Here is a 20,393-nt window from a genome sequence, read left to right as displayed (position 1 = left end):
ATATGGGCGACAGCGCGCTGTCTCATGTGCGTGACAGTCTACAACTGATAGTCCAAATAGCCGGAAGGGGGCCGCGCAATGAAATGGGAGACAACGGGTTGCGATGGGCCGCGCCACGAAACGACGCGGCCTCGCGCGACGGGTTAACGACGTTTCCCCGCCACAATGTTTCAGTTGATGGGGTGCGCCCCGGCTAGAAGCGCGGCAGCCCGCCGAAGTCGAAGCGGTAGCCGCGGGGGCGGAACTCCCCGCTGCGGCTGTCCAGCTCGTAGTCGCCCTGCCACTTCTCGTCGGCGATCACGCGCAGCTGCTCGAGCAGGTGGTCCACTTCCCAGAGCCGGTTGTGCAGTCCGATGCTCGCGCGCACGGCGCCGGGTACTGCGCTGCGGTCGCCCGCCCGGATCGCGGCCTCGAAGTCCGCCTCCTGCTCGGGCGTCACGTTGAGGAGGTGCTTGATCAACGGGTGCGCGCAGAAGCAGCCGTTGCGCACGCAGATGCCGCCCTCGTAGCTGAGGATGGCCGCCACCAGCGCGTGGTGCAGCCCGGCGACGGTGAAGCTCACCACGCCGAGGCGCTCGTCCAGGTCGTCCGGGTCGTTCATGCCGTAGACGGCGATGCGCGGAATCTCGCGGATGCCCTCCAGCAGCCGCTTCGTCAGGTGCCGCTCGTGGGCCACGAGGCGGTCCATGCCGAAGCGGTCCATGATCTGCAGCGCCTTGGCCATGGCCAGCATGCCGAAGATGTTCGGCGTGCCGGCCTCCTGCTTGTCCGGCGGATCCGCCCAGATCACGTGATCGAGACCGACCGAGTAGACCGTCCCGCCGCCCTGCAGGTAGGGCGCCGCCGCCTGGAAGTGGCTGTAGTCGCCGATCACCGCGCCCTCGCCGTAGGGCGAATTCAGCTTGTGTGCGCTGAAGACGAGGTAGTCCAGGTGGCCGGGGTCGTCCTCGGGCAGCATGTTCACCCGGCGGTGGGGGAGCAGCTGCGCCGCGTCGACGCAGATCTCCGCGCCGTGCGCGTGCGCCAGCCGGGCGATGGCATGGATGGGCGTCACGGTGCCCACCACGTTGCTCGCGCCGGTCACCGACACCAGCTTCACCGCACCGGCGTGCTTCACCAGCAGCGACTCCAGGTAGTCCAGATCGAGCTGGCCGCCGGCGTCGGCGGGCAGGTACTCGACCTTGGCCTTGCCGCGCCAGGGCAGGTCGTTGCTGTGGTGCTCGAGGATGCTGGTGATGACCACGTCGCGCTCGCGGTCGAAGTCCACGGTCATGGCCAGCAGGTTGAGCCCCTCGGTCGTGTTGCGCACCGGGATCACGATCTGCTTGCCGGGCTTGCCGCCCACGAAGGCGAGGATGATCTTGCGCGCCTCCTCGTAGAGGTGCGTGCAGTAGATCGAGTCGAAGCCCGTCCCGCGGTGGATGTTCGAGTAGTAGGGCTCGATGGACTTGACGAACTCGCTCACCTCGGCGAAGGGCTTGGTGGAGGCGGCGTTGTCGAAGTAGATGCCGTCCACCGTGCGGCCGTCGAGCAGGGGCACCGGATGGGTCGAGCCCAGGATGGGCGGCAGGGTGGCCTCCAGTTCGCGCTGTTCGACGGGATTCATCGGCACACTCTTGTCCTTTGGGGGGCGTGGGATTAGCCTCGATGGGTGGATTCTAGTCAGCGTCCGCCTGAATTGAAAGGGGAAAGCATGGATCACCTCGCCCGCCGCATCGCGGTGGCCCGCGGGGACGAACCCGCCGACCTGGTCCTGCGCGGCGCGCGCGTGGCCAACGTGCTCTCGGGCAGGGTCGAGGCCGCCGACGTGGCCATCGTGGACGGCCGCATCGCCGCCCTGGGCGAGGGCTACGAGGGCCGCGAGACCCACGCGCTGAGGGGCGTGCTGGCGCCGGCCTTCATCGACGCGCACATCCACGTGGAGAGCAGCATGGCCACGCCGCGGCAGTTCGCGCGGGCGGTGGTGCCGCGCGGCACGGGCACGGCGGTGGTGGATCCCCACGAGATCGCGAACGTCCACGGCGCGGCCGGCGTGCGCTGGATGCTCCAGGCCGCCTGGGGCCTGCCCCTGCGCCTCGAGGTCATGGCGCCGAGCTGTGTGCCGGCCACGCATCTCGAGACGGCCGGAGCATCGATCGGCGCGTCGGGGGTGCGCAAGCTGCTGGAGGAGGACGGCATCCTCGGCCTTGCCGAGATGATGAACTTCCCCGGCGTGATCCACCGTGACCCCGAGGTCCTGGCCAAGCTCGCCGCCGCCGAGGGCCGCCCCGTGGACGGCCACGCGCCCGGACTCGCCGGCCGCGACCTGGCGGCCTATGCTGCCGCCGGCATCCAGACCGACCACGAGTGCACCACGCTCGCGGAGGCCAAGGCCAAGCTGGCCCTCGGCATGGTGGTGATGATCCGCGAGGGTTCCAGCGCGCGCAACCTGGCCGCGCTGCTGCGGGGCGTCACGCCCGCCAACAGCCGCCGCTGGCTGCTCTGCAGCGACGACCGCACCCCCAGCGACCTGTTGCATGAAGGCCACGTCGACCATCTCCTGCGCCGCTGCGTGGCCGAAGGCCTCGACGCCATGACCGCCCTGCAGATGGCCACGCTGAACGCCGCCGACCACTTCGGCTTCGGCGATCGCGGCGCGATCGCGCCCGGCCGCCTCGCGGACCTGGTGCTCCTGGACGATCTGAAGGGCTTCCGCGCGCGGCGCGTCTACCACGCCGGGCGGCTCGTGGCCGAGGACGGCGCGCTGCTGCGCGAACCGGCCGCGGGTCCCAAGCCGCCGCCGGGCGGCATGAACCTGGGCGCGGTGGCCGCGCACCCCTTCGCGATCCCGGACCGGGGCGGCGAGCGGGTGCGCGTGATCGTCGCCCAGGGGGATCAGCTCCTCACCGGCGAAGCGCTGGAGTCGCCGCGGCGCGAGGGCGGCGAGCTGGTTGCCGACCCGGCCGGCGACCTGCTGAAGCTGGCGGTGATCGAACGGCACCGCGGCACGGGCAACGTGGGCCTGGGCTTCGTGCGCGGCTTCGGGCTCGCGCGCGGCGCGCTGGCCAGCACCGTGGCGCACGACTCGCACAACCTGATCGTGCTGGGGGCGTCGGACGCCGCCATGGAGGCGGCCGTGGCGGCGATGCGGAAGCTCGGCGGCGGCAAGCTGGCCGTGGACGGGTCGGGCCAGCTGCTCGCGGCGCTGCCCCTGCCCGTGGGGGGACTGATGAGCGACGCGCCCATCGAGGAGACCGCCGAGGGCCTGGCCGCGCTCGCCGAGGCCGCCCGCGCACTCGGCTGCACGCTGCCCGAGCCCTTCATGACGCTGAGCTTCATGGCGCTGCCGGTGATCCCCAAGCTCAAGCTCACGGATCTGGGCCTGGTGGACGTGGAGCGCTTCGAGGCGGTGGCGCTTCAGTTCTGACGCGGCTGGACTGTGAAGAAAGGGGAGGAGCCGACGCTCCTCCCCTTGCCCGCGAAGCGGAGCGGTTTACTTGACCAGCGTCATCTTGCGCGAAAGCACCTGGTTGTCGGTGCCGAGACGGTAGAAGTAGATGCCGCTGCTCACCTTGCTGCCGCGGTTGTCGCGGCCATCCCAGACCACCTCGTGCGGGCCCGCGGCCTGCGTGGCGCTCACGAGGGAGCGGACCAGGCGGCCGGACTCGTCGTAGACGGCCAGCGTCACCCGCTGCGCGGACGGCAGCTGGTAGCTGATGGTGGTCGAGGGGTTGAAGGGGTTCGGGAAGTTGTCCCCGAGCGAACTGCCGAAGGCGCTCGCGCGCTTCTCGGCGTCGGGATCCGGGGCGTAGCGGCCCGCGGCGTGCAGCACGTAGTGACGCTCCCAGCCCTCCGCCGGCCGCGTGGCGTCGGCGAAGCTGAACGCGAGGACGTCGCCCTTGAGCAGCAGCAGCGGACGCTCGGCGCTGACCTGACTCCACGCCCGCGCCCGGGCGCTGTCCACGGGGCGGAAGTTCGCTGCGTCCACCGCGAGCGCAGCGACACGCGGCGCCCGCTCCGTGGGCACGAAGCCGATGACCTGATCCGCCTCGTAGTTGTGCTTCCAGCTCAGCCGAACCGTCAGCTGTCCGTCCACGGGGGCGAGCAGCACGGTTTCCTGAGTCAGGTGCTCCCGCGTCGGCAGCTGGCCCAGATCAACCCAGTTGCCGTTGGCGTCGAGCTGCTCGACGCGAAGATCCTGGGTGACGATGACGGGCCCGTCCTCGCCGCGCTCGATCGGACAGTCCGGCTTGCGGTCGCCGGTGAAGTTGAAGCCGAGCGCCGATCCTTCCGCCGCGAACTGCAGCGTGATGCTGCCGGGCCCCTCGTAGTGGACGCGCCTGCCATCCGCCTCCGCGAGGGCCGCGAGCACGTCGCTGCCCTGGTGATCCACCGCGGAGAGCGGGGACACCGTGGCGCGATAGCTGGACACGCGGCCGTCGACGCTGCAGGAGACCTGCGCGCCGGCCTCGGCATCCACGACCAGCAGCTCGAGTCCCTGAAGACGGGTGATCTCGTCCTCGAGCTCGCGCAGCTCGAAGCGCAGCGTGCCCGCGCCGTCGGGGCTGGCGTGCTCGACGAGGTAGTAGTCCTCCACGTCGTCCTGGTAGTTCGACGCCTCGCAGGCCGTCAGCAGCGGGTTCTCCTCCCGGTAGCCGTTGCCGTCGTGGCTGAACAGCACCGGGCAGGAGACGATGGTGATCACGCTGAAGTCCCGGACCAGCGACCACTCGCCGGCGATGTTGTAGTCGTTGTAGGCGCGAACACGCCAGTAGTAGAGGCCGTCGTCCGGATCGGTGAAGGTGTAGGACGTGGTCCAGTTGCTCCAGTTGTAGACGAGATCGGTGAACGCCGCGTTGCGCGAGATCTGGACGTGGTAGGCCATGGCGTCCGTGAGGGGCGCCCAGCTCAAGGTGACGTTCGTCGGGGCGAAGAAGACGGCGTGATTGGCCGGGCTGTTCAGCGAAGGTCCAGGAAGCGGCTTCGCCAGCCGGACGGCCTCGTAGGCGTCGATGAAGCCATAGCCGTAGGTGTTGTCCTCACCCACGGGATCTCCCTCGTCGCGCGCCGTATCGATGATGATCTGCCGCGCCGTGTCCACGAGGATGTCCGGGTTCGCGCTGCGCATGAGCGCGATCACGCCGGCGGCGTGCGGGGACGCCAGCGACGTGCCCGAGCCCGCCCAGCCGACGCCGCCGTTGGCCTTGCTCGACACCATCCCCGCGCCTGGCGCCACCACCTCGGGCTTGATCTCCAGCCCGCCGCTGGCCCAGCTGCAGTTGCTGGGCCCGCGGCTCGAGCCCTGCTGGGGCGCGGCCCACTGCACCCAGATCGGGTGGGGGAAGATGCCGTCGTTCCACTCGTCGATCCAGGTCTTCACCGCGCCGACCGCGAACATGCTGGTCTGCGTGTAGGGGATCTCGGCGGGAGAGCCGACCGAGTTCCACACGGGCACGTTGTTGGCGAAGCCCTCGTTGCCCGCGCCCCAGATGGTGACCACGCCGGCGTACTCGGCGCCGTAGATCGCTCCTGACCAAGCCTGATAGCAGTCCAGGGTCAGGCGCCAGGAGTTGTTCACGACGTCGGGGACGTCGTCCACCGTGGCGGGGTTGCCGTCCGGATCCGCGAACCACTGGTAGGCGGCGAGGATCGTGTTGTCGAAGCTGTACTGGTAGCCGGGGCAGTAGCTCGACCCGATGCCCTGGCAGGCGATCCACTGCGCGTCGGGCGCCATGCCGATGTAGTGCGTGCCCGACTGACCCACCATCAGCCCCATGGTGACGGTGCCGTGGCCGTAGTCCGAGTTGCAGTCCTCGGGCGTGGACGAAGGGTTCTGCAGCAGGTCCAGCCAGCACTCGCTGGCCGGGTGCGCGCCGCCGTAGCCGCGCCACTTCTCGTCCAGGTAGGGGTGCGTGCCCATGACGCCCGTGTCGAGATTGGCCACGAGCGCTCCCGCCCCGGTGACGCCGAAGGTGTTCCAGACCTCGTCCGCCCGGGTGGTCTCGATGTTGTGCTCGATCGTGTCGCGGTCGTTGAGCCCGTTGTCAAGCATGGGCTCGAGGGAAGGCTCGATGAGCTCCGGCTGGAAGTTGAGATCGAGGCTGGCGATGTCCGCGCGCCCGCTCAGCGCGATGACCTCGGCCTTCGTCGCCTCGATCACCACCGCATTGGTGATCCAGTAGCTCGTGTAGCCGCCCACGCTGCCGCGGGCGATCCCGTCTTCGAGCGCGCGCAGCAGATCCGCCTGGCTCGACGCCGACGCTTGAAGCGCCTTGACCACCGCCTCGTGCCGCTCCGCGCGCGTTGCCTCGGTCTGGCGGAGATGGCGGTCGAGGCCCTGAAGGTCGGCCTGGTCGCTCATTATCGCGAGCACGCTGACGGCATCGTCGTCGGCGCGTTCGAGCAACCGGGTCTGGAGCGCAGGCGTGATGTCCGCCGCCCAGGCGGAAAGCACTCCGAGCAGCAGCAGGACCAGCGCGATGGGCAGTGTAAGCAGTCTCGCTCTGCAGTGACTTCGCATGATCTTCCTCCTTGAGTTCAGACGAGACGCACGAGCGATCCGGCAGCATGGGAGTGTGGCATCACCTCCGTACTGACACGCCGGTCGCGCGGACTCAAGGAGAAAACATTATGTAAACGGTCGGCGACAGGGCGATGTCGCCGATCAGTACCCCGCCGGGCCGCCGTCGTGTCGCGGATCGCTGACGCCCTGTCGCCTGCCGTCCTTCAGCACGCGCACGGCGTTGACGTCGCCCTGCAGCAGCGGCCAGTAGGCGAGCGGCGCCACGGTCCAGCCGCGCGCGGCGAGCGAGTCGGCGACGACGTCGCGATTCCAGCCGAAGGTCTCCAGCTCCACCGGCTGGTTGCGGCAGTGCAGGCGGGGGAAGTCCACCGCGTCCTGCAGGTCGAGGTCGAACTCGAGTACGCCGAGCAGCACGTCGGCGACGGTGCCGATGATCCGCGAGCCGCCGGGCGAGCCCAGCGCCATGGCCGGGCGGCCGTCCGCGCCGTAGACGATCACCGGGCACATGCTGCTGCGCGGACGCTTGCCGCCCTGGCTCTGCGGGTAGTTGAGGCTGCTGGCGCGGGTCGTGCGGCCGGTCTGGGGATCGTTGGGGGCGGGGTCGTCCTCGGCGGCGATCCAGTTGAAGTCGGTCAGCTCGTTGTTGAGCGGGAAGCCGTAGCCTGGCACCACCTGGGCGCAGCCGAAGATCGTCTCGATGGTGCTGGTGCAGGCGAGCATGCTGCCGTCTGCGTCGACGATCGAGAAGTGCGTCGTGTGCCGCGCCAGGTCGCCGGGGTCTGCGGCCAGGGTGAGATCCGCGTCGGGCGCGAAGGCCGCGGGCGCGCGAGAGGCCACCCACTCGGGGCTGCAGAGCGCGCGCATGGGGATCTCGGGGCTCCAGTCCGGGTCGCCGAGCCACCTGTCGCGATCGGCGTAGGCGGTGCGCGAGGCGCGGGCGAGGCGGTCCAGGTGGGGGATCAGCGTGGCGGCGTCGTGCGGGTCGCCGCCAAGCTTCGGCTGTGTGGCGTAGAGCCCGAGCATCTCGAGCAGGGCAATGCCGCCGCTGGTGGGCGGGGGCATCACCGCGAGCGTGTGGCCGCGGAAGCTGCCGAGGATGGGCTCGCGATAGAGCGCCTTGTAGTTGGCGAGGTCGCTGATGCGGAGCCGGCCCTTGCGGAAGCTGTTGCTCCCGACGACGCCGGACATGGCGAGGCCCAGCTCGCCGCGGTAGAAGAACTGGGCGGCGGGGTCGTCGGCCCAGAGGCGCAGCGTCTTGGCGAGGTCGGGGTTGCGGAAGGTCTCACCCTCGCGATAGGGCGTGCCGTCGGGGTGGAAGTAGAGGTCCACGCTGGCGTCGAAGCGGGCGAGGCGGTCGGCCTCGCTGACGATGCCCCGGGCCATGTCCGGCGGCACGGGAAAGCCCGTGTCGGCCACGGCGATGGCCGCTTCCATGAGTTCCGCGAAGGGCAGCCGGCCGAAGTCCTGGTGCAGGAGCGCCATCGCCGCCAGCGTGCCGGGGACGCCCACCGGCATGCCGCCGGTCATGATGTCGTCCACGGGCTGGCCATGCTCGTTGACGAACATGCTCGCGCGGAACCAGGCGGGGGCCTCCTCGCGGCCGTCGATGGCGTAGAGGCTGTCGGTGGCCATGTCGTGGAAGAGCAGGAAGCAGCCGCCGCCGGGGCCGCTGCTCTCGGGCTCCACCACGGCGAGCATGGCCTGCACGGCCACGGCCGCGTCGGCGAAGTTGCCGCCGGCGGCCAGGGCGCGGCGGCCGGCCTCGCTGGCCAGGGGGTGGGCGGCCGCGACCATGGCCGTGTCGGTGGTCAACGCCGCTTTGTCCGCGGCCGGAAGGGTGCGGATGACCTGCAGGCTGTCGGGGGGCGTGTCGCCGCCGGTCCAGAGGGCGGCGGCTAGGGCGAAGGCGGTGGCCAGGGTCATGGATGCTCCAGGGCTGGGGTCGGTTCCGCCCCAGTCTAGCGGAGCGGCATCGCCGGAGCCAGGGGCTTTCCTCCGCCGCCGCGGCTCGCTACACTCGCCCGTCAACCGCCGGAAGCCTGGGAGGTTCCACCCCGATGAACACGATCGAGCTGCGCAGCGACACCTTCACCCTGCCCGACGAGCCCATGCGCGAGGCCATGGCCCACGCGCCCCTGGGCGACGACGTCTTCGGCGAGGACCCCACCGTCAACGCGCTGCAGGACCGCGCCGCGCAGCTCACGGGCAAGGAGGCGGCGCTCTTCGTGCCGAGCGGGTCGCAGGCAAACTTGATCAGCCTGCTGACGCACTGCCAGCGGGGGGACGAGTTCATCGTGGGCGACAGCGCGCACATCTTCGTCTACGAGGCGGGCTCGAGCGCGGCGGTGGGCGGGCTGCACCCGCACACGCTGCCCAACCACCCGGACGGCACGCTGGACCTGGAGCGCATCGAGGCGGCGATCCGTCCCGACGACAGCCACTTTCCCCGCACGCGCCTGCTCTGCCTGGAGAACACGCACAACCGCTGCTGGGGCAGCCCCATCGGCCTGGGCTACCTGGACGCCGTGGGCGCGCTCTGCGAGAAGCGCGGCCTGAAGCTGCACCTGGACGGCGCGCGCATCTTCAACGCGGCCGAGGCCGAGGGCGTGAAGGTGCGTGACCTCGCGGCCACGGCCGACTCGCTGTCGTTCTGCCTGTCCAAGGGGCTCGGCGCGCCCGTGGGTTCGCTGATCTGCGGCTGCAAGGAGTTCATCAAGCGGGCGCACCGGCTGCGCAAGCAGCTCGGCGGCGGCATGCGGCAGGCGGGCGTCCTGGCGGCGGCGGGGCTCTACGCGCTGGACCACCGCGTCGAGCGCCTCGCCGACGACCACGCCATGGCGAAGCGGCTGGCCGAGGGGATCGTCGCCATCGAAGGACTCAGCACCGAGCCGGCGCGGGTGCGGACGAACATCGTCTACTTCGACATCACGCGGAAGGGTCTCACGGCCGAGGAGCTGGTGCGCCGCTGCAAGCAGCGCGGCCTGTTCTTCCTCGGCGAGAAGGGTCGCCGTCTGCGCATGGTGACGCACTTCGGCCTGAGCATGGCCGACATGGACCGCGCCCTCGCGCTGCTCGCCGAGGCGGTGGCGGAGGACTAGAGCAGGTCCCTCCGCGCCAGCCAGGCGTCGTCGGGGAACTTGCGCAGGTAGTTGCGGATGCCGTCGGCCAGGATGCCGCAGACCGTAGACCCCGGCGGCAGCGTGCGCGCCACCTCCACCATGGCGTGCACCACCGTGCCCGAACTGCCGCCCACCAGCAGGCCCTCCTCGCGGATGAGCCGCCGCGCCATGCGGAAGCTGTCGCGGTCGTGCACGGAGAGGAAGCGGTCGGCCACCTTGGCGTCGAAGATGTCGGGGATCCAGTCGTAGCCGATGCCCTCGACGTGGTAGGGGCTGGTCTGGCTGCCGCCGCCGAGCAGGGAGCCCACAGGCTCGACGCCCACGATCAGGATCTTGGGGTTCCGCTCGCGCAGGTAGCGGGCCATGCCCATGATGCTCCCGCCCGTCCCCACGCCCACCACCATGGCGTCGAGGCGCTCGCCGAAGTCGTCCCAGATCTCGGCCGCCGTGCTGGCATAGTGCGTGGCGGCGTTCTCGGGGTTCTTGTACTGGTTGGGCATCACCGCGCCAGGGCGCTGCTCCACCAGCCAGGCGGCCTTGCCGTACTGGCTGCGGGGGTCGGTGTGGGGGGCGGAGTCGTCGTCGGAGCGGTGCACCTCCGCGCCCAGCGCCTCGAGGATGATCTCCTTTTCCTCGCTGATCTTCTGGGCGATGGTGACGACCATCTGGTAGCCCTTCACCGCCGCGGTCATGGCCAGGCCGATGCCCGTGTTGCCGCTGGTGGGTTCCACGATGGTCGCGCCCGGCTTGAGCACGCCCTCGCGCTCCAGGCGCTCGACCATGCGCACGGCGATGCGGTCCTTGAGCGAGCCGCCCGGGTTGAGGAACTCGCACTTGCCGTAGAGCGTGGTGCCGGCGGGCAGCGTGTCGCCCACGCGATTCAGGCGAACCACGGGGGTGTTGCCCACGGCCTGCAGGATGTTGTCGACGATCATCCTACAGCCCGTAGATCTCGTTGAAGCGCGCGCGGCTGTCGGCCAGCACCTGCGCATGCAGGCTCTCGCCGTGGCTGTCCATGGTCACCACGCACTGGAAGTCCTCCACGCGGATCCGCCAGAACGCCTCGGGCAGGCCGAACTCGGTCTTGTAGACGTCCTCCACCTCCTGCACCCGCTGGGCGATCAGACTCGCGGCCCCGCCCACGGCGTGCAGGTAGACGGCCCCGTGCTCGCGGCAGGCCTCGAGCGTCTTCGGGCCCATGCCGCCCTTGCCGATCACCGCGCGCACGCCCAGGGCTTTGATGACCTTGTGCGCGTAGGGCTCCTCGCGGCTCGAGGTGGTGGGGCCGGCGGCCACGAAGTGCCACTTGCCGTCCTCGTCCTGGTGCACCACGGGGCCGCAGTGGTAGATCACGCCGCCCTTCAGCACCTTCCCGAGGGTCTGGCGCAGCTTGCCGTCCTCGCTCTCGGGGAAGGGCTCGGCCTCGATCCAGGTCTCGACCATGTACTTGTGGGCGGCGTCGCGCGCCGTGACCACGGTGCCCGAAATCGACACCACGTCGCCGACCTTGAGGGCGCGGATGGCCGCCTCGTCGATGGGTGTGGCCAGGTCAATCATGGCGCATCTCCCCGTTCTCGTAGGTCATGCCGGCCTGCCGCGAGGCCCAGCACATGTAGTTCACGGACACGTAGTAACTCGCCGGCACGCGGTGCGCCTTGGTGATCTTGGTGGCCAGCACCGTGGTCTCGCCGCCGAAGCCCATGGGGCCCACGCCGAGGCCGTTGGCCTTCTCGGTGATCTCGGCCTCCATGGCGGCGAGGGTGGGGTCGTCGCTGGCGTCCTCCAGCGGACGCAGCAGCTGCGCCTTGGCCATGGCGTAGCCGCTGGCGCGGTCGCCGCCGATGCAGACGCCGAGGATCGCCGGCCCGCAGCCCTGGCCCTGGGCGTTCACCACCGCGTCCAGGATGACGCGCTTCACGCCCTCCATGTCGCGCCCGGCCTTCAGCCCCGCGTGGGGCAGGCTGTACTGCGCGCTCTGGTTCTCGCTGCCGCCGCCCTTGAGCAGCAGATCGAAGCGGACGCCCGGCGCGTCCCACTGCTCGAAGTAGAAGCTGGGGAAGTGCGTGCCCGTGTTGTTGCCGCTGTTGGCCCCGGTCACGGGGTCCACGGCGTTGGGGCGGAGGTAGTTCTTCTCGGTGGCCGTCTTCACGGCGGCCTTCACCGCCTCGATCATGGGCCGCTGGGGGAAGTCCCAGGGGTGCTTGACGAAGAACACCGGCGTGCCCGTGTCCTGGCAGATGGGCGTCGAGGCCTGCGCGGCCAGATCGACGTTCTCCAGGATCGTGTCCAGGGTGGCCGCGGCGGCCGAGCCGGCCTTCTCGCGGGCGCGGCCGGCGCCCAGGGCGGCGGTGACGTCCACCGGCAGCTTCGTGCTCGCCCGGCGGATCAGCTCCAGGACCTGTGCCTCCAGGTCGGGAATCGTCTTCATGCTGGCCTCGCTTCCCGGTCCGCGCCGCGGACCACGGCGCCAATATACGGCAGCGGCGTCCGGCCTTCAATGACAGGTCCCGGCCCCGGTTCCCGGCGATTCCCCTTGCCCTCGCCGGACGCCCCGCCTATATATCGACAGTCGATATATCGAGCCTCTAGACAAAGTGAGACGCCATGGCCCGCCAGGCCCTCGAGACCCAGACCCTGAGCCGCAGCTGCAACGAGGCGCTGATCCTCGCCACGCTCGTGGACGGCCCCCGCCACGGCTACGAGATCGCCCTGGAGATCGAGCGGCGGGGGGCGGGCTACTTCCGCTTCCGGCACGGCACGCTCTACCCGATTCTCCACCAGCTCGAGCACGACGGCCTCCTGCGCGGCAGCTGGTCCGAGGAGGGCCCTCGCGGCAAGCGCAAGCTCTACACACTCACCCGCAAGGGCCGCCGACACGTGGACGACCAGCGCGCCGCCTGGCACCGCTTCACCGAACACCTCTTCGCCGTCCTGGAGGGGGCGTCATGAGCGCCACTCTGCACCGCTACCGCGACGTCCTCCGCCACGCCTCCGACCGCCTCAACCTGCCTCAGCCCGCGCGCAGCCGTGTGCTCCTGGAGATCGCCGGCGACCTGGAGGACCTCCACGCCCACTACCTGGCCGAGGGCCTGGACGACGCGGCCGCGCTCCGCCGCCTCCGCACCGAGTACGCGCTCTCGGACGACGCCCTCGCCGACCTCGCGGCCCTCCACGGCGGGCCGCTGCGCCGCCTCCTCGACGGCCTCTCCGCCCAGACGCGCAGCCTCTGGGAGCGCGGCCTGCTGCTGGGCCTGCTGGCCTTCGCCGCGCTGGCCGCCGGGCAACTCCTGCTGACGCGCGACTTCTTCGCGCTGAGGGGCCCCTTCCTCTGGCCGGTGCTGGCGCTCGCCCTCGTCGCGTTCGCGCTCGCCCTGCGCCACGGCTGGCGGATCCTCACGCGCGGCACCCGCGAGCTTCGGCTGCTCCGGCGCGAACTGAACGCGCTGCCCGCCCTGGCCGTCGCCCAGCTCGCCCTGGGCGGCCTGGGGGCCTGGCTCGAACTGGGCCGCGGCGCCTGGGCCGGGCGCGTCGAGCCGAGCCAGGTGGGCCCCCGCATGGCCGACGCCTTCCAGGCCGGCGTGGCCCTCGCCATCGTCGCGCAGGTCTGCGCGCTGCTGGCGGGTCTGGCCTGGTTCATCCTCGAGCGGCGCGTGCGCGCCGCGGAGATGCACGAAGCCCTCCTGCTCCAGGGGATCCTGGCGGAGGACGAGAACACCGACGAAGGGAGACACCCATGAGAGAATTCCTGCTGGCCTGCGGGGTCTACCTGTGGCCGCTGCTGCTGCTGACTGCGCTCGTCTTGGTGCAGGTGATCCGTGCCGCGCGGCGGCTCGGCACCGGCGAGAGCGGGCCGTCCGCGGCGGGGCTCATCAACACGATCCTCTTCTGGGGCGCCGTGGCCGCGGTGCTGGGCGTGCTCGGTCAGTGCACGGGCATCTACAACGCGATGCAGGTGATCCGCGCGGCGAAGGCGGTGTCGCCGGCGCTCCTGGCGGCGGGCTTCGCGGAGTCCTTCACGACGACGCTTTTCGGCATGACCCTGCTGCTGCTGGCGGGGCTAGCCTGGCTCGTCCTGCGCGCGTGGCACGGCCGCCTGCTGGCGGCGAGCGCGGCGCACTGACTTCCCCTCGCCCCCGGTCCGCCGCCGCGGGCCGGGGGCTTGCATCCCCGCACGCCCTCAGGCAGAATCCCCCGACTGCCCAACCCCAAGGCTCGCCGCATTTCGAGCAAGGAGACCCATGCCCGCCACAGCCGTGGAGCGCGTCCTCGCGCGGGTGAAGAAGGAAGGGATCGAGGTCATCGACCTCAAGTTCGTGAACCTCTACGGGGGCTGGCACCACATCAGCGTGCCGCTGAGCCAGGTGGGGCCGGAGCTCTTCAGCGCGGGCATCGCCTTCGACGGCTCCAGCGTCCCCGGCTTCAAGCGCCTCGAGGCGGGGGACATGGTGCTCCTGCCCGACCCGGACACCGCCACGCGCGATCCCTTCTGGGACCGCCCCACGCTCTCCATGATCGCCCAGCCGGCCGAGGCCGACACGCGCGCGCCCTTCGCGCGCGACCCGCGGGCGATCCTCGGCAAGGCCGAGGCCTTGATGAAGAGCACGGGGGTGGCGACGGCGAGCCTCTGGTCGCCGGAGTTCGAGTTCTACATCTTCGACGCCGTCACCTACATGAACGACATCAACACGGCGAGCTACCGCATCGACAGCGCCGAGGCGGACTGGAACAGCGGCATCGGCCCCGACAACAACCTGGGCCACAAGATCCCCCGGCAGGGCGGCTACCATGCGATCCCGCCGCTGGACCAGCTCTACAACCTGCGCGCCGAGATGGTGGCGCGCATCGAGGAGGCGGGGGTTCCCGTCCGCTACCACCACCACGAGGTGGGCGGCCCGGGCCAGAGCGAGATCGAGATCCTCGAGCAGCCCATCCGCCAGGCGGCGGACACCACGCTGCGCGTGAAGTACCTGATCAAGATGGTGGCGGCGCGGCACCACAAGACCGTCACCTTCATGCCCAAGCCGCTCTACAACGAGGCGGGCAGCGGCATGCACTTCCACCAGCGGCTTCTGGGGGGCAAGCGCAACCTGTTCTGGGACCCCAAGGGCTACGCCGGGCTGAGCGCGCTGGCGCTGCACTACATCGGCGGGCTGCTGGCCCACGCGCCGGCGCTGCTCGCCTTCACGAACCCCAGCACCAACAGCTACAAGCGCCTGGTGCCCGGCTTCGAGGCGCCGGTGCGGACGATCTTCGGCCTCGCGAACCGCAGCGCGTCGGTGCGCATCCCCAAGTACGCGGACACGGCGGCCACCAAGCGCATCGAGTTCCGCCCGCCCGACGCGACCTGCAACCCCTACCTCGCCATGGCGGCGCAGCTGCTCGCGGGCCTCGACGGCATCCGCCGCAAGCTCGATCCCACGGCCATGGGCTTCGGGCCCTACGACGTGAACGTCTTCTCCCTGCCCGCCGCCGAGCGCGAGAAGATCGGCAGCCTGCCCACCAGCCTGCGCGAGGCGATGGTGGCGCTGAGGGCCGACCACGAGTTCCTGCTGGCCGGGGACGTCTTCAGCCGCGAGCTCATCGACACCTGGATCGAGACCAAGATCGAGAACGAGTACAACGAGGTGCGCAACCGGCCGCATCCCTACGAGATTTCGCTATACTTCGACGCCTAGGCGCGCGGGCGCCGGGAAGCGAGCGGCATGTTCGTCAACGATCCCATCCACGGCTTTATCGAGCTGAACGAGCTGCAGAGCTCGCTGCTCGAGCTGCCCGAGCTGCAGCGTCTGCAGTGGATCAAGCAGCTCGGCCTGAGCTTCCTGAGCTACCCGGGCGGGGCGCACACGCGCGCCTGCCACGTGATCGGCGTCAGCCACGTGGCGGGCCTCATGGCCGACACGCTGGACCTGCTGCCCGAGCAGAAGTGGATGGTCCAGGCGGCGGGCATGCTGCACGACGTCGGCCACACGCCCTTCAGCCACGCCCTCGAGTCGCTCCTGCCCGAGGACCACATGGAGCTGACGCGGAACCTCATCACCGGACAGGCGCGCTACACCTTCCCGCGGGCGGGCTGGATCCCGGAGATGCTCCGCCGCTACGGCCTGGACCCGGAGGAGGTGGGGGACCTGGTGACGGGGGACCACCCCGATCCCATCCTCCAGCACGTGATCCACGGGCCGATCGACGCCGACCAGCTCGACTACCTGCTCCGCGACAGCTACTTCACCGGCATCGCGCACGGGAACATCGACCTCTACCGCATCCTGCACACGCTCAAGCCCGATCGGGGGATAGGCGGGCTGATCCTGCTGGAGAAGGGGATCGACGCCATCGAGGAGATGCTGGTCGCCCGCGACCACATGTACTCGGCCGTCTACGCCCACCGGACCGGGCGCATCGCCGAGACCATGCTGCTGCGCGCCATGGAGCTGGCCGTGAGCAGCATCGAGGGCTGGTACGAGATGACCGACGGCGAGCTGCTCGCCCGCCTGCGCGTCGCCGGCGGGGTGAGCGCCGAGCTCATCGACAAGATCCAGTACCGCGACCTCTACAAGACCGCCTTCAGCGTGGCCAGCCGCGGCGAGGCGCAGCTGCGCGCCGCGCTGACCGAGACCGTGGGCGCGCAGGGGCGGCAGGAGGTGGAGGCGCTGCTGACGGAGCGCTGCGGCTTCGGGCCGGGCGCGCTGCTGGTGGACATGCCGGTGGACGTCCTCGCCTTCAGCGAGCCGCGCCTCAAGCGCGTGGAGCTGTCGGTGCTGCGGAAGAACGGCGAGCGCGTGGACCTCTACGAGCTGTCCACCCTGGCGCGCGCGCTGGCGGAGAAGGAGTCCAGCCACACGGTCTTTGCCGTCTACACCGATCCCGAGAACCGCGATCGCGCGCGCGCCGTCACGGAGACCTGGCTGGGGCTGTAGCGGGAAGGAAGACGCGATGGGGCGAATCGCGATGCTGACGTTGACCCTGAGTCTGCTGGCAGGTGCGGCCACCGCGCAGGAGGACTGGGGAGTCTCCTTCTCGTGGGACGCGATCAAGCCAATGATCCTCCCGGGCGAGGATCTGCCGTTGCCCCCTCCTTGGGAGCACGCGCCGCTGAGTGTCGCGGCCTGGTTCCTGCAAGTCAGCGGCAGCTACTCGATCGTGGAGGGAAAGGAGCGGAAGTTCGCCCCTCGGATGCAACGAGGTTTGAGCATCCGCGACCGCGAGCGCACGCATGGCTGGTCAGTCCGCGGGCGGCTCGAGGTCAGAATCACTCGGCAGGATGGTGGCGAGACCGCGGTGTTCGACTTCCACACAGGCGATGATTCCACCCTGGCGAGCCGCCAGTACCCGCTGGATACTCCCCAAACCGGTATCGAAGCTGAGCTCCGGGAGTGGGCGATACGCTGCGTTGCCTGTGCTCTAGACAGCACGCACGCGCAGGTCGTCGCCGTCCGCTAGCACCCCCCTGAAACGAAACAGGGAGGGCACCAGTCCCTCCCCTCTTAACCGCTTCGATGGCCGACAAGCGGCCACGCGAAGTTACTTCTTCTTGGTGGTCGACTTGGTCGACTTCTTCGGGGTGCTCTTCTTGCCAGCCATTTGGCAATCTCTCCGCGTAGAGGGAAGAGGAACGCCGGGACTCCCCCGGTGCGTTCGAACGCGCGCACTATCGCTCCGTGGAACCCTAGACGCAAGATGGAATCGTCACCGGGCCTCAAAAAAGTGAGGCGGCGCACGGCCTAGCCGGAGGGCAGAGCCAGCTCCCGGTGGAGGACCCGGAGGGCCGCGTCCAGCGCGCCCTCGGGGACCCGCCAGCGCTGGACCCCCACCGGCCCCGCGGTCGACGTCAGCGCCTCGGCGCCGGGCAGCGCGAGCGCGACGGGCGCGGCAAGCGGACCGCCGTGGATCAGCGACACCGTGGACGCCGCCTCGCTGTGGGCCAGGGCCACGGGACGTGCGTCGCCCGCCAGCGGCCGGTGGTGGACGAGGGTGCCGGGCGTGTCGTCGAAGGTGCTCAGCACCCGCAGCGCGGTGGACGTGGGCTGGCTCGCCCGCACGGCCCGCGGGTGGAGGACCTTGCTGCCCTCCTCGGCCATGGCCAGCATCACCGGCGCGGCGAGCTCCGCGAGGAAGCGCGCCTCGGGGACGCGGCGCGGGTCGCAGGTGGCGACGCCGGGGACGTCGGTGAAGATCTCCACCTCGTCGGCGCCCAGCGCCGCGCCCAGGGCCACGGCGCTGGTGTCGCTGCCCCCGCGGCCGAGGGTGCGGATCTCGCCCGACGCGTCCGCGCCCTGGAAGCCGGCCACCACCGCCACGCGCCCCGCCGCGAGGCAGGCCTCGATGCGCGCCGGCCGCACGTCGAGGATCTCCGCCGCGCCGGCGTGGCCGTCGGTGAGCACGCCCGCCTGCTGGCCGGTGAAGGCCTCGGCGGGGAGTCCCTCACGGCTGAGGAGGTGGGCGAAGAGCGCGGCCGACAGCAGCTCGCCCGCGCTCATGGCCAGGTCCAGTTCGCGGGGGGCGACGGGCTCGCCGAGGGCCGTCAGCAGGCCGATCAGCGTGTCGGTGGCGTAGGGCTCGCCGGCGCGGCCCATGGCGCTCACCACCACGGCGACGCGGTGGCCGGCCGCCGCGCGGGCGCGCACCTTGGCGACGGCGGCGCGGCGGGCGGCGTCGTCCCGCACGCTGGTGCCGCCGAACTTGAGCAGCCGCGTCCCGGCCATGCCGCTCCTAGGGGATCCGCACCAGGTCGCGGGCGATCAGCTCGCCGGCGATCTGGACGGTGTTCAGCGCCGCCCCCTTGCGGAGGTTGTCCGAGACGCACCAGAAGTTCAGGCCGTTCTCCACGCTGAAGTCCCGGCGCAGGCGCCCCACGTAGACGGGGTCCTTGCCGCTGGCGCGCAGGGCGAGCGGGTAGACGTTGGCCGCGGGGTCGTCCTCCACGACCACCCCCGGCGCCCTTTCCAGGAGGCTGCGCAGCTCCGACAGCTCGTAGGGCTTTGCGAACTCCACGTTGAGGCTCTCGCTGTGCCCGTTGACCACCGGCATGCGGACGGTGGTGGCCGTCACCTTGATCGCCGGGTCGAGGATCTTCGCGGTCTCGTTGATCATCTTCATCTCCTCCTTCGTGTACCCGTTCTCGGTGAAGGAGTCGATGTGGGGCAGGGCGTTGAACGCGATCTGGTGCGGGTAGACGGCCACCGGCGCCGGCTCGCCCGCCGCGAAGGCGCGCACCTGGTTGTGCAGCTCCTCGACGGCCGCCTGCCCCGTGCCGCTCACCGCCTGGTAGGTGCTCACCACGACGCGGCGGATGCCGTAGGCCGCGTGCAGCGGCTTGAGCGCCACGAGCATCTGGATGGTGGAGCAGTTCGGGTTGGCTACGATGCCGCGGTGGGCGTCGAGCGCCCGGGGGTTCACCTCGGGGATGACCAGCGGGTGCTCCGGGTCCATGCGGAAGGCGGTGCTGTTGTCGATGCAGATGCAGCCACGCTTCACGGCCTCGGGCGCCAGCGCCTTGGCCGCCGCCTCGCCCGCGCTGAAGAGGGCGATGTCCACGCCGGCGAAGGCGTCCGGCTCCGCGGCGACCACGGTCAGCGGCTGGCCGCGCCAGGTGACCGTCTTGCCCGCGTTGGCGGGGATGTCCATCAGCACGAGCTTGCCGATGGGCAGCTCGCTGGTCTCCAGGATGTTCCGCATCTCGGTGCCCACGTTGCCCAGGGCTCCCACGACGCCAAAGGTGTACTGCTTCATGCGCGGCTCCGATCGATGGCGAGCAGGTCGCTCAGGATGGCGAATCCGGTCTCCACGCGGCCGGCGCCCGGGCCGACCATGGTGACCTTGCCCAGCAGGTCGGTGGTGAAGGAGACGGCGTTGGTGGGGCCCATCACCGCGGCCAGGGGATCGCTCAGCGGCAGGGCCACGGGCTGCACGCGGGCGTCGAGGCCGCCGCTCGCGCTGCGCTTCACGCTGCCGATCAGCTTCCAGCGCTTGCCGTCGGCCTTGGCCTTGGCCACGTCGGCGGCGGTGATCTTGGTGATGCCCTTGCGCTTCACGTCCGCCGGGGTGAGCGCGCCACCCATGAGCAGGTTGGCCAGGATGGCCACCTTGCCCGCGGCGTCGATGCCCTCCACGTCGCCCGTGGGATCGGCCTCGGCGTAGCCCAGCGACTGCGCCTTGGCCAGCGCGGCGGCGTAGTCGGCGCCCGCTTCCATCTCGCTGAGGATGTAGTTGGTGGTGCCGTTCAGGATGCCCTCCACCGCCTCGAAGCGGTTGCCGGCCAGGTCCTGCAGGCCCAGGTTGAGCACGGGCGTGCCGCTCATCACCGTGCCCTCGATGCGCAGCTGCGCCCCGTGGCGCGCCGCGAGACGGGAGAGCTTCGGGTAGGCGAGCGCCGCCGGGCCCTTGTTGCTCGTCACCACGTGCTTGCCGGCCTTCAGCGCCGCCTCGCAGTGCTTGATGGCCGGCTGGCCGGTGGCGAGGTCGGTCCAGGCCAGCTCCACCACGGTGTCGGCGTTGCTCTCCTTGATGGTGCGCAGCGCGTCCCAGCCCTTGACGACACCGGCGCCGCGGTAGGCCTCGAGGCTGCCCTTCTCGCGCAGGGCCGCGAGCAGGCGCTGCAGGTTCAGGCCGTCCGGGTGGTAGACCGAGCCCAGCTTGACGTCGCTCACCGCCACCACCGCGAAGCTGTAGCCCTGCTGCCGCTTCAGCTCGGCCTTCTTGCGCAGCAGGATCTCGGCCAGGCCCTGGCCCACGTTGCCGAAACCGATCATGGCGATTCTCTGCATCCACAACCTCCC

At 70.6% G+C, this 20,393-nt stretch carries 15 protein-coding genes and 1 pseudogene; 8 read left to right on the top strand and 8 right to left on the bottom strand.

The features are described from left to right. Nucleotides 1-193 precede the first annotated feature (193 nt). A complete protein-coding gene (locus H6693_07845) occupies nucleotides 194-1,606 on the bottom strand; it encodes an aminotransferase class V-fold PLP-dependent enzyme (GenBank protein ID MCB9516091.1) in 1,413 nt (470 codons plus the stop codon). An 87-nt stretch (nucleotides 1,607-1,693) separates the two neighbouring features. On the opposite strand from H6693_07845, the gene ade reads away from it, so the two are divergent. After that, entirely contained in the window at nucleotides 1,694-3,406 is a 1,713-nt protein-coding gene (gene ade / locus H6693_07840) for an adenine deaminase (GenBank protein ID MCB9516090.1), read from the top strand. 66 nt (nucleotides 3,407-3,472) lie between these two features. Here the strand turns inward: ade and H6693_07835 are convergent, their stop codons facing one another. Beyond that, nucleotides 3,473-6,499, bottom strand: coding sequence for a S8 family serine peptidase (locus tag H6693_07835; protein MCB9516089.1), 3,027 nt, complete (start codon nucleotides 6,497-6,499; stop codon nucleotides 3,473-3,475). Between the two features lie 144 nt (nucleotides 6,500-6,643). Continuing rightward, nucleotides 6,644-8,425, bottom strand: coding sequence for a gamma-glutamyltransferase (gene ggt / locus H6693_07830; protein MCB9516088.1), 1,782 nt, complete (start codon nucleotides 8,423-8,425; stop codon nucleotides 6,644-6,646). A gap of 134 nt (nucleotides 8,426-8,559) precedes the next feature. On the opposite strand from ggt, the gene ltaE reads away from it, so the two are divergent. Beyond that, on the top strand, nucleotides 8,560-9,600 hold the full coding sequence (gene ltaE / locus H6693_07825; protein ID MCB9516087.1) for a low-specificity L-threonine aldolase: 1,041 nt from the start codon (nucleotides 8,560-8,562) through the stop codon (nucleotides 9,598-9,600). On the opposite strand, the gene H6693_07820 is transcribed toward ltaE, so the two are convergent. Continuing rightward, the gene (locus H6693_07820) at nucleotides 9,597-10,556 is read right to left on the bottom strand and encodes a cysteine synthase family protein (GenBank protein ID MCB9516086.1); all 960 of its coding nucleotides are present in this window, start codon (nucleotides 10,554-10,556) and stop codon (nucleotides 9,597-9,599) included. The genes ltaE and H6693_07820 overlap by 4 nt on opposite strands. Nucleotide 10,557: 1 nt before the next feature. Further along, nucleotides 10,558-12,049: pseudogene (locus H6693_07815) on the bottom strand (fumarate hydratase). Between the two features lie 176 nt (nucleotides 12,050-12,225). Between H6693_07815 and H6693_07810 the strand changes: the two are divergent. The 6 genes from H6693_07810 to H6693_07785 all read left to right on the top strand — a co-directional run bounded on the left by H6693_07810 (nucleotide 12,226) and on the right by H6693_07785 (nucleotide 17,058). Beyond that, on the top strand, nucleotides 12,226-12,570 hold the full coding sequence (locus H6693_07810; GenBank protein ID MCB9516085.1) for a helix-turn-helix transcriptional regulator: 345 nt from the start codon (nucleotides 12,226-12,228) through the stop codon (nucleotides 12,568-12,570). Further along, a complete protein-coding gene (locus H6693_07805) occupies nucleotides 12,567-13,358 on the top strand; it encodes a hypothetical protein (GenBank protein ID MCB9516084.1) in 792 nt (263 codons plus the stop codon). Before H6693_07810 ends, H6693_07805 begins: the two co-directional genes overlap by 4 nt. Next, the gene (locus tag H6693_07800; GenBank protein ID MCB9516083.1) at nucleotides 13,355-13,741 is read left to right on the top strand and encodes a MotA/TolQ/ExbB proton channel family protein; all 387 of its coding nucleotides are present in this window, start codon (nucleotides 13,355-13,357) and stop codon (nucleotides 13,739-13,741) included. The genes H6693_07805 and H6693_07800 overlap by 4 nt, the downstream gene beginning before the upstream one ends. 118 nt (nucleotides 13,742-13,859) lie before the next feature. Continuing rightward, nucleotides 13,860-15,296 (top strand): type I glutamate--ammonia ligase, encoded by a 1,437-nt coding sequence (gene glnA, locus H6693_07795; GenBank protein ID MCB9516082.1) that lies wholly within the window; start codon nucleotides 13,860-13,862, stop codon nucleotides 15,294-15,296. Nucleotides 15,297-15,323: 27 nt separating this feature from the next. Next, a complete protein-coding gene (locus H6693_07790) occupies nucleotides 15,324-16,535 on the top strand; it encodes an HD domain-containing protein (GenBank protein ID MCB9516081.1) in 1,212 nt (403 codons plus the stop codon). A gap of 16 nt (nucleotides 16,536-16,551) precedes the next feature. Beyond that, a complete protein-coding gene (locus tag H6693_07785) occupies nucleotides 16,552-17,058 on the top strand; it encodes a hypothetical protein (protein ID MCB9516080.1) in 507 nt (168 codons plus the stop codon). Between the two features lie 281 nt (nucleotides 17,059-17,339). Here H6693_07785 and H6693_07780 read toward each other — a convergent pair whose 3' ends face one another. From H6693_07780 to H6693_07770, 3 genes are read right to left on the bottom strand one after another with little or no spacing between them, the layout of a single operon-like run. Then, nucleotides 17,340-18,320 carry an aspartate kinase gene (locus tag H6693_07780; protein ID MCB9516079.1) on the bottom strand — a complete coding sequence of 327 codons (981 nt, stop codon included), beginning with the start codon at nucleotides 18,318-18,320 and terminating at the stop codon, nucleotides 17,340-17,342. Between the two features lie 7 nt (nucleotides 18,321-18,327). Beyond that, nucleotides 18,328-19,347 carry an aspartate-semialdehyde dehydrogenase gene (locus tag H6693_07775; protein MCB9516078.1) on the bottom strand — a complete coding sequence of 340 codons (1,020 nt, stop codon included), beginning with the start codon at nucleotides 19,345-19,347 and terminating at the stop codon, nucleotides 18,328-18,330. Continuing rightward, entirely contained in the window at nucleotides 19,344-20,381 is a 1,038-nt protein-coding gene (locus tag H6693_07770; GenBank protein ID MCB9516077.1) for a homoserine dehydrogenase, read from the bottom strand. The genes H6693_07775 and H6693_07770 overlap by 4 nt, the downstream gene beginning before the upstream one ends. Nucleotides 20,382-20,393: the final 12 nt, after the last annotated feature.

The organism is Candidatus Latescibacterota bacterium (assembly GCA_020633725.1).
Classification (GTDB): Bacteria; Krumholzibacteriota; Krumholzibacteriia; order JACNKJ01; family JACNKJ01; genus VGXI01.
Note: the sequence above shows the minus strand (reverse complement) of the source record. Positions and strands in the feature narration are given on the sequence as shown.

Bases quoted from the DNA above. Each gene is read 5' to 3' on its own strand.
- H6693_07845 (MCB9516091.1), bottom strand. From the start codon at position 1,606: ATGAATCCCGTCGAACAGCGCGAACTGGAGGCCACCCTGCCGCCCATC.
- ade (MCB9516090.1), top strand. From the start codon at position 1,694: ATGGATCACCTCGCCCGCCGCATCGCGGTGGCCCGCGGGGACGAACCC.
- H6693_07835 (MCB9516089.1), bottom strand. From the start codon at position 6,499: ATGCGAAGTCACTGCAGAGCGAGACTGCTTACACTGCCCATCGCGCTG.
- ggt (MCB9516088.1), bottom strand. From the start codon at position 8,425: ATGACCCTGGCCACCGCCTTCGCCCTAGCCGCCGCCCTCTGGACCGGC.
- ltaE (MCB9516087.1), top strand. From the start codon at position 8,560: ATGAACACGATCGAGCTGCGCAGCGACACCTTCACCCTGCCCGACGAG.
- H6693_07820 (MCB9516086.1), bottom strand. From the start codon at position 10,556: ATGATCGTCGACAACATCCTGCAGGCCGTGGGCAACACCCCCGTGGTT.
- H6693_07810 (MCB9516085.1), top strand. From the start codon at position 12,226: ATGGCCCGCCAGGCCCTCGAGACCCAGACCCTGAGCCGCAGCTGCAAC.
- H6693_07805 (MCB9516084.1), top strand. From the start codon at position 12,567: ATGAGCGCCACTCTGCACCGCTACCGCGACGTCCTCCGCCACGCCTCC.
- H6693_07800 (MCB9516083.1), top strand. From the start codon at position 13,355: ATGAGAGAATTCCTGCTGGCCTGCGGGGTCTACCTGTGGCCGCTGCTG.
- glnA (MCB9516082.1), top strand. From the start codon at position 13,860: ATGCCCGCCACAGCCGTGGAGCGCGTCCTCGCGCGGGTGAAGAAGGAA.
- H6693_07790 (MCB9516081.1), top strand. From the start codon at position 15,324: ATGTTCGTCAACGATCCCATCCACGGCTTTATCGAGCTGAACGAGCTG.
- H6693_07785 (MCB9516080.1), top strand. From the start codon at position 16,552: ATGGGGCGAATCGCGATGCTGACGTTGACCCTGAGTCTGCTGGCAGGT.
- H6693_07780 (MCB9516079.1), bottom strand. From the start codon at position 18,320: ATGGCCGGGACGCGGCTGCTCAAGTTCGGCGGCACCAGCGTGCGGGAC.
- H6693_07775 (MCB9516078.1), bottom strand. From the start codon at position 19,347: ATGAAGCAGTACACCTTTGGCGTCGTGGGAGCCCTGGGCAACGTGGGC.
- H6693_07770 (MCB9516077.1), bottom strand. From the start codon at position 20,381: ATGCAGAGAATCGCCATGATCGGTTTCGGCAACGTGGGCCAGGGCCTG.